Annotated in this window: 10 protein-coding genes; 7 read left to right on the plus strand and 3 right to left on the minus strand. The window is 38.6% G+C overall.

Translation table 11 applies throughout. From position 1 onward, the window contains the following. The first annotated feature begins 101 nt into the window (after window positions 1–101). Entirely contained in the window at window positions 102–1,019 is a 918-nt protein-coding gene (locus tag PMAL9190_RS07530; protein WP_087844602.1) for a permease, read from the plus strand. Between the two features lie 113 nt (window positions 1,020–1,132). On the opposite strand, the gene PMAL9190_RS07535 is transcribed toward PMAL9190_RS07530, so the two are convergent. Then, on the minus strand, window positions 1,133–4,567 hold the full coding sequence (locus PMAL9190_RS07535; protein ID WP_087844603.1) for a M66 family metalloprotease: 3,435 nt from the start codon (window positions 4,565–4,567) through the stop codon (window positions 1,133–1,135). A 194-nt stretch (window positions 4,568–4,761) separates the two neighbouring features. On the opposite strand from PMAL9190_RS07535, the gene PMAL9190_RS07540 reads away from it, so the two are divergent. From PMAL9190_RS07540 to PMAL9190_RS07550, 3 genes are all read left to right on the plus strand, one after another. Beyond that, window positions 4,762–5,589, plus strand: a complete 828-nt coding sequence (locus tag PMAL9190_RS07540) for a 5'-methylthioadenosine/S-adenosylhomocysteine nucleosidase (RefSeq protein ID WP_087844604.1) — start codon at window positions 4,762–4,764, stop codon at window positions 5,587–5,589. A 102-nt stretch (window positions 5,590–5,691) separates the two neighbouring features. Continuing rightward, window positions 5,692–6,114 (plus strand): DUF3859 domain-containing protein, encoded by a 423-nt coding sequence (locus PMAL9190_RS07545; protein WP_087844605.1) that lies wholly within the window; start codon window positions 5,692–5,694, stop codon window positions 6,112–6,114. A 76-nt stretch (window positions 6,115–6,190) separates the two neighbouring features. Then, a complete protein-coding gene (locus PMAL9190_RS07550) occupies window positions 6,191–6,571 on the plus strand; it encodes a PH domain-containing protein (RefSeq protein WP_087844606.1) in 381 nt (126 codons plus the stop codon). A gap of 101 nt (window positions 6,572–6,672) precedes the next feature. Here PMAL9190_RS07550 and PMAL9190_RS07555 read toward each other — a convergent pair whose 3' ends face one another. Together PMAL9190_RS07555 and PMAL9190_RS07560 are read right to left on the minus strand one after the other, a co-directional pair. Next, on the minus strand, window positions 6,673–7,854 hold the full coding sequence (locus PMAL9190_RS07555; RefSeq protein WP_087844607.1) for an amino acid aminotransferase: 1,182 nt from the start codon (window positions 7,852–7,854) through the stop codon (window positions 6,673–6,675). A gap of 158 nt (window positions 7,855–8,012) precedes the next feature. Beyond that, window positions 8,013–8,720, minus strand: coding sequence for a GntR family transcriptional regulator (locus tag PMAL9190_RS07560; protein WP_306341445.1), 708 nt, complete (start codon window positions 8,718–8,720; stop codon window positions 8,013–8,015). 1,165 nt (window positions 8,721–9,885) lie between these two features. On the opposite strand from PMAL9190_RS07560, the gene PMAL9190_RS07565 reads away from it, so the two are divergent. From PMAL9190_RS07565 to PMAL9190_RS07575, 3 genes are all read left to right on the plus strand, one after another. After that, window positions 9,886–11,319, plus strand: a complete 1,434-nt coding sequence (locus tag PMAL9190_RS07565; protein WP_087844609.1) for an APC family permease — start codon at window positions 9,886–9,888, stop codon at window positions 11,317–11,319. A gap of 233 nt (window positions 11,320–11,552) precedes the next feature. Further along, a complete protein-coding gene (locus PMAL9190_RS07570) occupies window positions 11,553–13,466 on the plus strand; it encodes a pyridoxal phosphate-dependent decarboxylase family protein (RefSeq protein WP_087844610.1) in 1,914 nt (637 codons plus the stop codon). A 159-nt stretch (window positions 13,467–13,625) separates the two neighbouring features. Continuing rightward, window positions 13,626–14,849 (plus strand): aromatic amino acid transporter, encoded by a 1,224-nt coding sequence (locus PMAL9190_RS07575; RefSeq protein ID WP_087844611.1) that lies wholly within the window; start codon window positions 13,626–13,628, stop codon window positions 14,847–14,849. Window positions 14,850–14,861 lie beyond the last annotated feature (12 nt).

The raw sequence follows: 14,861 nt of genomic DNA on the forward strand, positions 1-14,861 counted from the left end.
TTCCCACCCTTAAATAATTCCATAAAAATCGAAATATTATTTTGACAATGGTCTTTTTTGACCCTATATTTCGACAATACTAGAAATACAGAGATGATATTATGTTCACCATTACTTCAGAAATGATAATGAATACCCTTCATATGTTTGGTTTTCTTGCGCTAGAGCTAACCATACTTTTTCTTGCGATTAGTTATTTAGTTGGCGTGTTGCAGGTTTATATTCCACCCGCAAAAATTCAGGCTATCCTTAGTGGCAAAAATGGTAAAGGCTACTTTATTGCAGGATTACTTGGCGCTATCACTCCCTTTTGCTCATGTTCTACTATTCCATTTTTAAAAGGGTTGTTACGTGCTAAAGCTGGATTTGGCACCATGATGGTATTTTTATTTGCCAGCCCACTGCTTAACCCGATTATTATTGGTTTATTTGCGGTGACCTTTAGCATAAAAGTGACGGTGTTTTATTTTGTGATCGCAATGGGTGTTTCTATTATTGCCGGTTATTTATTAGAAAAATTAGGCTTTGAAAAATATATAAAAGCCGAAGCCTATAGCGAGCCTAAACCATCATGTTGCGGATCCAGCTGTAATGCGACGCCACAACCGACGAATAAATGGCTTCAAATTTGGCAAACAACTTGGACAGATTTTAAAAAAGTATTGCCCTATTTAATTGGCGGTATTGCATTAGGTTCGATGATTTATGGTTTTATGCCAACTGAATTTGTGGCGAAGGTTGCCAGTGAAAATAACCCATTTGCGATCCCTGTTGCGGCTATTATTGGTATTCCACTTTATATTCGTGCTGAGGCCGTCATTCCATTAAGTGCTGCACTAGCAGCTAAAGGTATGAGCCTAGGTGCGGTAATGGCATTGATTATTGGCAGTGCAGGCGCAAGTTTAACTGAAGTGATACTACTAAAATCTATCTTTAAAAATCAAATGATTATCGCATTTTTAGCGGTTATTATTGGTATGGCTATCAGCGCCGGTTTTCTGTATCAATGGCTGTTTTAAAATAATCTAAAAAAAATCCCTCACTCTTTTTGAATGAGGGATTTATTAGGTTAAACATTAATAATAATATTTATAAGCAGCTATATTAGCTATCACTGGTAATAGTTGATCTTTTACTGGTAACTATATTGGCCGTGACCACTAGAGAATGTCCAGTGATTACCATTTGACCATTTTATGCCAGGAACTTGAGTACACTGACCACCAGCATTGATAAAACCAGCCCCATAAAAACCACTGCGAGTTACGCTACATAAATTAGCATCATTATCTGCAACTGCTTTTACTCGTTGACCGACTTGTTGTGGATTATTGAGCGATATCCATTCAAATTGATTAACAGCCGATACTAATGGCATCTCACCTTGACTATCTGTCACTGTAATTTCTGTACCACCCGTACATTGGAAATCACCGTTACCAAAATCTTCAACGTAACCATGAACAGTTTGCTCTACGCCATTAATCGTTAATGGGAATCGGCAAACATTGGGTCTTTCACTTCCCATGCTCAATGTTGCTAACGAGCTACGATCGCGATTTGATAATGTCTTTGGATCAAATCCTTCAGTATGCGCGAACCAACCCGCAGGAATTGCAGACTCTAGTACTTTATAACCATGCTCTTGACCAACAATTACTGGCCCTCTCAGATTGGCAACAGCGGGATTACGTGGTGTTGCCACGGTATCTAACACCGATTCTGTACCAGTCGCTGACGAACATTCAATGGTAATACGAGCGGGATGGTTATCCGCTGGTAAATTAAGGTGTAATTTATTACTTTCATTACTGTTATGACGAGAGCCACTTAGGGCGATATTAGTAATATCGCCATTTTCACCTTCAACGATCAACTGGCACTGCTTTTGTGAAACAAAACTATATTGCTTAATACCACCTTGATGAGTTGCATACGCCCAGTTTGCACCGTTAGTATGTTTAACATTGGCAATTTGTGTACACTTATTATTCTCAATAAAACCTGCACCGTCATGTGATGTGCCTGATTTATCCAATGAACACAAAGTCTTTTCACCTAACTCAACTGTTGGCGTATAAGTAACATTACCTAGAATGTCGCCTTTAGAGGCTAACAATTGGTAATCATTAACGCTAGAAACAGGCACTTCACGTTGATTGTTAACCGACCAGTACATCTCTGCTGATACCTGACATGTCGCATCGTCAGCATTTTCAAAACCGACAAAATTTGCGTTCTCGCCATTAGCATTGGTATAGCTAAACTGACATAACGGTAACCATTGATTATCTATTTTAAGTGTTTGCCACTCAGTATTATTACGCTCAGTAGCACTCATATCAGCAACTGATACCCAACCTTCACGTTGAGGAGTTGTTGTACTCGGCGCAGGTAAATCAAATAAATTACCGTAATTTGAGTAGGTTAATGGGTATATCTGGCTCGAATTTGTTTCAGTTGGATCATAAATTCCAAGTACAGTGATCACGGGCACGCCTTGCTGTGTAGGCACCGCAAAATCTGTATCTGATTCAACATAACGTTGGCTAGTTTGATCCCATTTAACAAAACCTGTTGAGCTATTCATATCAAGATTATTAGAGCGATTAAACCAATCCTGAGTCACTCGCGTTGCTATTGGATGCTCTAAAGTATAATGACTGATTAAACCTGTTAGTGCATATTCACCGCCACCCATTGCTTCACGCATAAAACGGAATTCATTAGCAAATGGTGGCACAGTTTCACCACTATTATCATTAGTCATGGTGACGGCAGCATCCGACCAATGAATGTTACCAATGAAACGCTTATAACGCGCATCCCAACCCCAGCCTGATTCCATATCATGAATTGAGGCATTTTGGGGGTGATGACCACGACCAAAATTATGCCCGAGTTCGTGTGACCACTCATTACCACGGGTTGAACTTAACGTAACAATGCCACCGCCACCACTACCACCATGCTCCACTACTTTTGAAGTCACGATACCATCTTTATCCTTAGCTAAATAACGGCCAATACTATTGTGAGCAGTAATATGGCTAAATGGACGTGGCCAACTTGCATCACCACCCGCAGTATCAACAACGCCAAAGTTAGCATTATTAATACCAATAGAAATTAATCGCTTACCAATATATTCACGCATATCACCACCATGCCACCCTGGTGTTTCATATTCACTGGCTTTGGTGTAAACCTTACCATTTGGTAGTGTTACTTTACGAAGATGTAATGGCGTATAATCAGCCACAACCATTTTAGATACAGGTATTTTCTGGAAATAATCAGTGGCCAACTGTTCCATATTATTAATCATGTCATATTGATTACGAGGCTCAACTAACATACCAATATCTATATTTTGAATAACTAATTCTGGCGCACCACCAAACTCCAACAATTCTTGAGTTAACTCACCTTCACGATTGCGATTATCGCTAAATTTTAGTGATAAACCGGGCTTCATCCACTCCCAGTTTAACGGCAAACTCCATGCATAGTGAGAGAACATCACTTTACTTTTACCATTATCGAGCTGATCAGTACCAGGTAATGCACTTGGTGGATGCATTAAGAAACGCCCCATGCTCACGCCATCTAACTCAACATCAACCCACAGCTGATGAACGTTTCTTGATTGAGGCGTAACAAGCAATAAACTCTCGCGGTTCATCACTAAATTAGGATGGTTAAGTCCATCATTACCATAAGGCGCGACGCTAGTATGTGTTTGTGCTAGTGCCACATTGGCTTTTAAGTTACCGACTAAATGATTAACAGCTTGACGACTATCGTTGTAACTTAAACGTGAAGATAAGGTATTAAAAGAAAGGTTTTTTTCATCACATCCAAGTTGATTACACTCAACCAACTTGACGTCATATTGCGTATTTGGCTCAAGCTCAGCGATATAAAAACCCGAGGTTTTCGCTGAGTATTGATAAGTAATAGAAGATTCGCCTTCTCGGTATGCCGTTAATTCAATTTTGTAGCTGTTACCAACTGCCGTATCATCCCAAACCAGTTCAACACCAATATCTGACACAGATCCAGTCTTAAACCCAGAAATAGTAGGCATAGATAAATCACCACAGTCAGACGTTACTGTTCGCTGTACTAATTCTCGTTCCCAAATATAGCTACCATCATCATTCTGAGATCCCCTCGCTGCTGGAATATATTCAACAAAGCACCCAGTATCATCAGAATTCATGATGCCAAATTGACGATGAAGTAAATAAAAACCACCGTTATACGCAACATATTCCCACTCAGGACCGACAAATGGAAAAGCGGTGCTGTATTCACCATTGGTATCATTTAAAGGAAACATCGGTGATTGTTCATGATTCAATCGATATTCTTTACCTTTATATTGTAAATATTGTCGACCATCACGCTCAATAACATTGCTCGGCTGTTGAGCTAATGCTTGCATATTATTGAGAATATCAAAGGTATTTGTTGCTATATCAGTCAATGATTTATCTGTTGCCAACGCACCAGTACTGAACAAACTTCCACCAATAAGTACAGCTAACAGTTTAATTTTCATTACATAACTCCTACGCATCAATGTAAGCACTATATTGCTGCAAATAAGATATATTACACCTTGCGCATATACAAATAAAAATTGTATCAACCATTAAAAATAGTTATCTATAAAACACTCAAAAGCCATTGACGCAATCGTTTGCTTTAATTACATTACGCGCTGATTTTATCTTTCATAATTCAAAGGTCCTCATGTCTTTATTTAAATATGGTTTTTTACTTTGTTGTCTCGCTTTATCCCCAATGAGCATTGCATCAACTACACCGGCTTCAGCACCAATATTAATTCAAGGTGCAATGGATATTGAAACTACGACTCTTGTTAATGCCCTTGAAAACAAATCACAAACAACAGTAGGTGCATGGACATTTTGGCAAGGTACGATAAATGATTACCCCGTTGTGATCTCTCGTACTGAAGTAGGTATTGCTAATGCCGCCGCGGCAACAACACTAGCTATCGAACGCTTTAAACCTGGGTTAATTATTAATCAGGGAACATCTGGTGGGCATGATCCACAGTTGCAACGTGGTGATATCGTCATTGGCAAAACCAGTTTTAATATGGGCGCATATAAATCAGAATTTACTGAAAAAGGCCAAGGTATTGATCCAACCAAATGGCAGAATTTTAGCGTGACAATGCGATTACGTGAGCAAGGTAAATTAGTTGAACATAATGCTTTCTATGCCGATCAAGGGTTAATGAATATCGCCCAATCAATGGCAAGTCGTTATAAAAAAGGCAAGGTTGTAACTGGTATTATCGGTACTGCAGATGAATGGAACCGCGAAGTAGATCGTATTAATTGGCTACATAGCAATTTCAATACTGCGGTTGAAGAAATGGAAACCTCATCAGCGGCATTAGTCGCTCAAGCTTATAAAGTACCTTTTATTGGTATTCGTATTTTGTCTAATACTGATCTGCATAACCAAGATTTTGATCCTCAAACAGCGGTTGATTGTCAGCAATTTGTACTTGATTACACCAAAAAAATTATCATGATGCGCAATTAACCCCCAAAATAGCAAGGGTGTTATCTGCACCCTTGCTATTCGATAACGGCGTATTTTATCGCTATAATAGCCCCTTATCCACCAGCAATAGACGGCTCTATAATGGCAAAATCAAAAGCAATTGTTCGTATCAATTCATACGGTATTTACTCAACATGGGATTCTGAATCAAAAAAATTACCCAAAGTGCAGCAGTTCACGCTCGATGTACCTGCAGAAATAGATATTGAATTTGGTTTTACCGTTAATATCAAAAAAGCCAAAGGTGAAAAGATCCGCTACTGCATTTATCACCCTGATATTACCGATGCTGATGGCGAAATCATCGCTCCATTTGATGGTGAATTATATATTCGCAATAACGATTGGGATTTCTATCTCGGTGATACCATTTGGGCTCCAATTGATAATAAAATTGGGCCGTGGCGAATGACACTAGAAATAAACAATACCATCATCGCGGAGAAAACTTTTAACGTATATAGCCACGATGAAAACCAATTCTGGAAGCGTCGTGGCTGCTAGTCACTAGCATAAAAAACACAATTCGATTAGACTGCAGTAAAACACCACTAGTTAATTATTTTATAGGATATAAATCATGGGTCTGTTTAACGCTATTTTGGGTAATGCGGGTGAAATGAGTCTTGACGATGCAACGGAAGAGTTAGCAACGATTTTAGGCGAAGGCGAACAGATTGAATTAGCCTATAAATTAATTCGTGATATGATCATTCTAACCGATCGCCGTTTAATTTTAATTGATAAGCAAGGGTTAACTGGCCGAAAAGTGGAATACCGCTCTTTACCGTACAAATCAATTACAATGTATACGGTTGAAACAACAGGTCACTTTGATCTCGATGCTGAATTAAAACTGTGGATCTCAGGTCAGCATGATCCAATTGCACTTGAATTTAACGGTTCAACTAATGTATACGCATTACAAGGTCAATTAGCTGCAAAAATTGCTGGCAAATAACGATAAAGCCATTATCTAATAGGTTGATATTGTTATTAAAAAAACCATAAGTAAAAAGGTTCGCCAACTAGCGAACCTTTTTCGATTGTGATTTTAAACAATTACTGAGTAACGGCGATCAATGCATCCGCGAGGTAATCAATCTGTTGCTCTTGTAAACCTGCGATGTTAACGCGTCCGTCACCGACCGCATAAATGGCAAACTCATCACGTAAACGCATAATTTGCTCTGGCGATAACCCTGTCATTGAGAACATGCCTTTATGATCGGCAATAAACGTGAACTGATCGCAACCTTTGGCTGTTAATGTTTGTACTAAGCGCTGACGCAGACCGTTAATTCGCTGCTGCATCATCGTCAATTCTTGTTTCCATACCGCAGTTAGCGCACTGTCCGTCAAAATATCAGCAACAAGCGCGGCACCATGATCTGGCGGCATGGTATAACTTGCACGAGCGAGGGTCAGAATACGCCCTTTAGCTTTTTGAGCATCGCTAATATTAGCGCCGACTAACAGTGCTGCGCCTGTTCGTTCACGGTATAAACCAAAGTTCTTTGAACATGATGTCGCAATCATCATTTCTTCTATATTGTCAGCCATAAACTTCAAGCCAGCGCCATCTTGTTCTAAGCTATCACCGAAACCAAGGTATGCCATATCAACAAACGGCATAAAGCCATTTTTATTGGCGAGCGCTGTGATCGCTTGCCAGTCTTCCAAACTAATATCAGCACCAGTTGGGTTATGGCAACAGCCATGCAGCAAGACCACATCATTACTGCCCGCTTGTGCTAATGCCGATAGCATAGCATCAGTATTAACTCGCTTAGTAACGCGATCAAAATAGGGATAAAATTTGACCTTAAGTCCAGCGGCTTCCATCACCGGTTTATGGTTGACATAACTTGGATCAGTCAACCAGACAGTGGTATTCGCATTCGCTACATGGATCAGATCTGCCAGCATACGCAACGCACCACTCGCGCCTGGCGTTTGAACACCCACTGTGCGGCTATGTGCTGATGTATCAGCAAGCAATAAATCAATCATTGCTTGGTTAAACACTTCACTTCCTGCAAGCCCCACATAAGATTTAGTGGTTTGAGTTTGCAATAAACGTGTTTCGGCTTGTGAGATTGCCGTCATGATAGGAGTTTGACCGTGGTTATTACGATAAACGCCAATACCTAGATCCATCTTATTTTCACGCTGATCAGCATTATAAATAAGTGATAATGATAATATTGGATCAGGTTGTGCAGCAGAGAGTTGTGTGAACATGAATTAAATTCCATTTAACGAGCATGAGTTCAAATTAGCATTTCAATTTCATGTCGTCATTAGAAATAATCACCTCACACACATTTATTATAAGGAGACAAGATGGATTAATTGATTAAGTTAAACGTCATAACTTAATCAATTATTGATGGGTGGTATTACCAAATGGTTTCATCATCAGGTAAGTTTAGTAATGCTTTTAGTGATGGTGCTTTTTCCAGTAAAGAATATAAACGCTCGCTGTGTTCTTCTAATAATTGGCATGACAACTCAACATTTCGCGCTAATACCGCTTTCATCAATGCTTCATGTTCACCGTTGTCATGGTATTGTTTTTCTGGTGATAAGCGCGCATTAAGTAAAAAATGGCGATAACGTTCTTGCTGATCATAAACATGTGAGATCATACCTCGAATAAACTCAGAGCCCTCACACGCTACTAGCGATAAATGAAATTCTTTATGGCGTAATTCCCATTCATCATAATCAAACAAGGCTGACTCAGGATCTAAACGATTGAGCTTATGAAAAGCAGTTAAAATCTGTAACTCCCAAGCCTCATCGCCCTTTTTAATCGCATCTTTTAACGCAACATGCCCTAGGGCCAGCCGAGCTTTTAAAATCCCTCGCAGTTCATCAAGAGATACATCTGCAACCCAAAAACCTTTTTGTGGTTTCATAGTGACGTACTTTTGCCACGATAATTGCACCATCGCTTCACGTAGCGGTGTTCCACCAACTTGATAACGCTCTTTTAATTCACTTAGAAGCAGTTTCTGTCCAGCTTCAAACTCACCACATAAGATATCGTGCCTGATTTGGCACATTATTCTATCGCTTATGGTTGCAAAGTTATTTTTAGTCATACCAACCATCTAGTCTTTCATCAGATTAAATATAAAACTTGTCTCATTAACAATCATTACAGACCATTAACCAAATTTCATTACTCTCACACACCAAAAACTGCATTATTTATGAATAATTACATTTTATTTTAATGCCATTAAAGTGGATATTTATTCATAACAATATTCACAACAGCAAATAGTTACTCTTGCTTTTGTTGTTAACTAAAATTATGTGTTATCTACAATAATGCGTTTTTTATACTAATAGTGACTATTTATAGTTCACCGATTACTTATAAAATTAAAAATCAATAAGTTAAATAAGTCACACCAATAATATACAACCCCTTACTGATATTTAAATATACCATAAACATATACAAATTTAATAAAGGTTATATTTTTAACCATTATATTTAGAAAAACTACTTCTTATGCTGTTTTATGAGCAATGTAGCGATATTTATACTAGATAAAAAATATAATATTAGACATCAATGCCTAACTTATCTTTTATTATCATGACTAATCGTATTTATTCTATTGTTTGCGTATTTCTCATTAATCTCATAATGTTTAATTGGCATAATCAACACAGTGTATTCAGTTTTTCTATCATTCTATGGTCGTTAGTCCCTCTTTTAGGTTTACATTATGTTATTAAACACTATGAAGTTTTCCATAATAAAGCGCTTACCGTTATCAAATCGTATTCTGCCTGGGTATTATTCTTTGCGTGGATAACGTGTATATGTTTTTCTATAACAATGCCTTACGCTGTAAATGTGATTAGTGAAACCAATGACCATTATATTTCACTGTATCTCTTATCGCCTGCCGTTAGTTTATTCGTCGCCAGTATTGCTGCGTTTATCGCTAGCTTAATAACGATTATTGTTGCTCGGCTAGTGCGTTAATCATTATATCCACACCCAATATGCATATTGCTTAGTAGTTATCTCCTCTTAAATATACAACTATCGCCAAAACGACAATTGCTTAAAAATGCAAATTAAACTATCAGAATTTGGCAGCTAAATTCGCTTCCCAAAACTAAAATCGATCATTACTATAAAATCGATTTTTACGGACAGACAGTTTAAATATCGATATTTTCAATATTCATAGAGTATCGTTTTTTAAGTCTTTACTGCTTAACTGATAGATTTTGAGGTCTACAATGGCAAGCTCCAATTCTTCACCCGCTAAAATTGGCGTATTTAGTTTCGTCATGATTACCGCTGCGGTTGTTATGAGTGTTCGTACACTCCCAATGACAGCGCAGCCAGGAATGATGACGATATTCTTAACGTTAGCTGCAGCAATTTGTTTTATGATTCCAACTGCACTCGTTTCGGCAGAGCTAGCAACAGCTTGGCCTGAAGATGGTGGTATCTTTATCTGGGTTCGTGAGGCATTTGGCGAACGTATGGGTTTCGTTGCTGTATGGATGCAATGGATTCAAATGGTATTTGGCATGACATCTATTTTGATGATTGTCGGTGCTATTTTCGCTTACGCTTTTGATCCAGCATTAGCACAAAACAAGATGTACATTCTTGCCGTGATCTTAGTCGTTTACTGGGCATGTACGCTAGGTAATATGCGTGGTGTTAAAACACTGGGTTGGGTATCTACTCTTTGTGTAATCTTGGGTGTATTTTTACCATTCTTTGTACTTGTAGCATGTGCGATTGCCTACCTTGTTGGTGGTCACCCTATTGTTACTGACCTTTCATTAACTACAGCTAACCTTATTCCTGATTTTTCAGACAAAGGGACTTGGGCACTGTTTATCGGCTTCGTATTCGTAGTAATGGGTATGGAAGTATCAGCATCTAACGTATCTCATGTTAAAAATGCTGAACGTAACTACCCTATCGCTGTGTTCTTAGTGGCATTATTTGTAGTTATTGTGTCTGTTGTGGGTTCATTTGCTATCTTCATTGGTATTCCAACTAAACACATTTCAATGACAGCAGGTCTTATTCAAGCATTCCAAACATACTTCAAGATGTGGGGTCTAGGCTGGTTAACACCTATCATGGCAGTTTGTATGGCGATTGGTCTTGCAGGTCAAGTTAACTCTTGGGTTTTAGGTCCAGTACGTGGTCTACAAGCCACAGCAAATGCTGGCGCACTACCTAAGGTTCTACAAAAAACCAATAAACAAGGCGTACCAGTTAACCTTATTTACCTTCAAGCAATCCTGATCTCAATTGTAGGTGTGCTTATCTGTGTAATGCCTAACGTAGACTCTTTCTACTTTATGCTTCTAGGTTTAACATCTTTAGTGTACATCGTTGCTTATTTATTGATGTTCTCTGCAGCTATTTACCTTCGTTACAAACGTCCTGATATCAAACGTAGCTTTACAGTTCCTGGTGGCAACATCGGTATGTGGATCTGCTCTGGCTTAGGTATCGCAACATGTCTACTAGCGGGTTACTTTGGTTTTCAAGCACCATCAAGCTACGTCGGCACTGCAAGCAGTTACTTCAACTTCCAGTTCTTTGGCTTAGTTATCATGATTATTATCCCAATTATCGTATACGCATGGGGTAAACGTTCAAACAAAGCTGAACCAACAAAAGCTGCTGCTAAAGCACACTAATAAATAACAAAACCTCCTTAACGTTTATTAACGCTATCGCAGGGAATAGAGAGAGAGCCATTAATACCGTAACGCACTTAATGACTTACTCGGTAATGGCTTTCCTCTCTTATAACAATCGATTTAGCGGTCTCAGACCAAAAATTATTAAATAACGACTAAAACAATATATTCATTACGACTCACAAACTGTCTTTTGAATTGTGTTTATTGATAAGTAAATAGGTTTTATTATGAGCAACAAAATGAACGTAGATGCCCTATTCTTAGGTCCAAAATCAGAAAACCAAGTATTCTTCAAAGAAATGATGGATTACGCTGTCAGTGAACATATGCATTGGCGTTCTGATTTCCACCCTGAAGATGCGCCATTAATGACGCCTGTTACTCAACATCAACCTGATTTCCGCGATACGCTTTACCGTACTGAAGGCATTCTGCAAGATCTATCAGCACGCCTTAAAACAAAGTCAGTGCCTTGGTTCTCTCCTCGTTACCTTGGCCATATGAATGCTGATACATTAATGGTGTCAAACCTTGCATACGTGATGACGATGCTTTACAACCCAAATAACTGTGCACATGAAGCGTCACCTGTGACGACAGAACTTGAGTTAGCTGCAGGTCATGACCTATGCCGTATGTTTGGCTACGATGTAAACAAATCATGGGCACATATCACTTCAGGCGGTACTGTTGCTAACTATGAAGGTGTTTGGGTTGCACGTAACCTTAAAACAATGCCACTAGCCATTGCTGCTTGTGAAAAATCAAAAGATCTTGTTGAAGGTATGACTGAGCACCAGCTACTGAATATGAAATCTAAGGATATTCTAGATCTAACAGATGAGTTGAAAAAACGCGGTATTTTTGAAGAAGTTCGTGCATTAACAGCACGTGGCGTCGGGGTTGATGCTGGCAAACTAGGTAAATTCTTAGTACCTCGTTCTAAACACTATTCTTGGATGAAAGCAATGGATGTACTTGGCCTAGGTCAAGAGCATATCATTCCACTAGATGTTGATGGTAACTACCGTACTGACGTAGAAAAAATGCGTGAAGTAACGTTCAAATTAATGGAAGAAGGCACACCTATTCTTGGTATGGTATCTGTTGTTGGTACTACAGAAGAAGGCTCTATTGATGCGGTACATGAAGTGATCAAACTTCGTCAAGAGTGTGAAGAGAAATACGGTGCTTCTTTCTATGTTCACGTTGATGCAGCATACGGTGGTTACGTACGTTCAATGTTCCTTGATGATGATAACCAATTCATGGAATACGATGCACTGATCGAGCGTTATCGTAACGATGATGTGATCCCTGAAGGCGTTGTATGGCCTAAACGTGCTGTTTATGATGCTTTTGCTGCTATGTCTGAAGCTGATTCTATCACTGTCGATCCACATAAGGTTGGTTTCATTCAATACGCAGCGGGCGCTGTCGCTATGAAAGACAAGCGTATTGTAGACTTAATTTCTTACCACGCAGCTTACGTATTTGAAGAAGCGGGTGACGAAAATGAAGAAGATAAGCAAGTAGTACTTGGCTCTTCTATCATGGAAGGTTCAAAAGCCGGTGCAACAGCTGCTGCAGTATGGGCCGCTCACCGTCTAGTACCACTAAACATCAGTGGCTATGGTCATGTTATTGGTCGTGGTATTGTGACTGCCGATTGGTTTGCGAAAAAACTTGCTACAGCTGAACCATTTGTTGTTGATGGTCGTCGGTTTGAGGTTCGTCCTCTAATGCACCCAGACTTCCATATGGTTGACTTTACTTTCAAAGAAATCGGTAACGATAGTTTAGAAGCGCATAACAAACTAAACCAACGTATTTACGAACTATGCTCTTACGCAACAGGTCGTACTTATACTAAAGACTTCCTAACCTCTTCTACTTCTCTATCAGAAGAAGAATACGGTCAAACTCCACGTCTCTATGCAGAAAGCCGTGGCTTTAGTGATAATGAGTGGAACACAGTTGGTTCTGTATATATTCTTCGTTCAGCGGTTATGACTCACTTCCTACGTGATGAAATTCGCTTTAATAATTACTGGAATAACCTTCGTGATGTATTCACAAGCCTTCTAAGTGAAATTATTGATGAAGAAAACAAACAAAAATTAGCACATACCGCTGCTTAATAAGGAATACAGCGCCAGTCTTCACGACTGGCGTTTTTTTATATCAATGAAACCAACTTATATTTCAATTAATTATCGTCGATTATTTATTATCGACGGTTAAGTTCTTATTACCTAATACCTTGGTAAATATTAGGTACTATTCACAGGACAATCGTCATGAATGTAAAGTCTATTGGCGCGACGCTGCTTATTTCAGGAACCATGTTAGGTGCTGGAATGCTTGCTTTACCCTTAATTTCTGCAGGGTTAGGGATTTATAATACCATTCTATTATTAACCGTTTTATGGGCAATCATGACCTATACCGGATTAATGCTATTAGAAGTTTGTCTTAATTATCCTGAAGGAACAGGCCTTGAAGCCATTGCTTATGATTTATTTGGCAACACAGGTAAATGGGTAATTAATATATCACTACTGTTATTACTTTATGCGTTATCGTGTGCTTATATAGCCGGTGCATCGTCGATATATAAAAATGATTTCGCTGATTATTTTCATATATCGTTATCATCACATACCATTGCAATTGTATTCACAATAATTATTGCTACCATTGTATTTATCAGCACCAAAGCAGTTGATATTGCCAATCGAGTGTTATTTACCAGTAATATCGTTATTTTCTTTCTTCTGGTTATAACGATTATCCCCTACCTTCATGGTCACTTTTTAGTCAACAGTCACGATTCAGCAAAATATGCTTTTGCGGCGATTCCTGTATTTATTACTGCCTTTGGTTTTCATGGTAGTGTACCCAGCATGGTGAAATATATTGGTCGTGATAAACCCAAAACATTGCGTAATATTTTTGTTGCTGGCGGTTTACTTCCACTCGTTGTTTATATTATTTGGGAAATTAGCATGTTAGGCTCGTTACCTCGATTTGGTAACCATAGTTTTCAATATGTTGCACAACACGGCTCAAGTGTTGGCGTTATGCTTCAACAAATGCAGATATTTATTCAAAATAACAACATTATTTACTTAATTGGTGCTTTCTCATCCATTGCCATGTTCACTTCCTATCTATGTGTTTCATTAGGGTTATTTGATTCATTGGCAAGCACCTTTAAACGTGGTAATAATACTACAGACAGATTAATGACTGCTGTACTGTGCTACTTGCCACCTTTGGTTTTCACGCTTGTGTATCCTAATGGCTTTGTTCCAGCTTTAGGTGCCGCAGCAATTTTCTTAACAATCCTAGCAATTCTGTTTCCTGTGCTTGCCCTTAGAAAACTTCGTGGTAAACAACATCAAATTGAATATAATGTAGCGACAAATAATATAGCGTTATTTGTTGTAGGATTTATTGGTCTACAAGTCATAATAAACCAGATACTGACATTGAATAATGCCGTACCTATTTTTAAATAAACGTAAATAAAA

Origin of the sequence: Photobacterium malacitanum, from assembly GCF_900185615.1 — a bacterium.
In the GTDB taxonomy this organism is placed as follows: Bacteria; Pseudomonadota; Gammaproteobacteria; order Enterobacterales; family Vibrionaceae; genus Photobacterium; species Photobacterium malacitanum.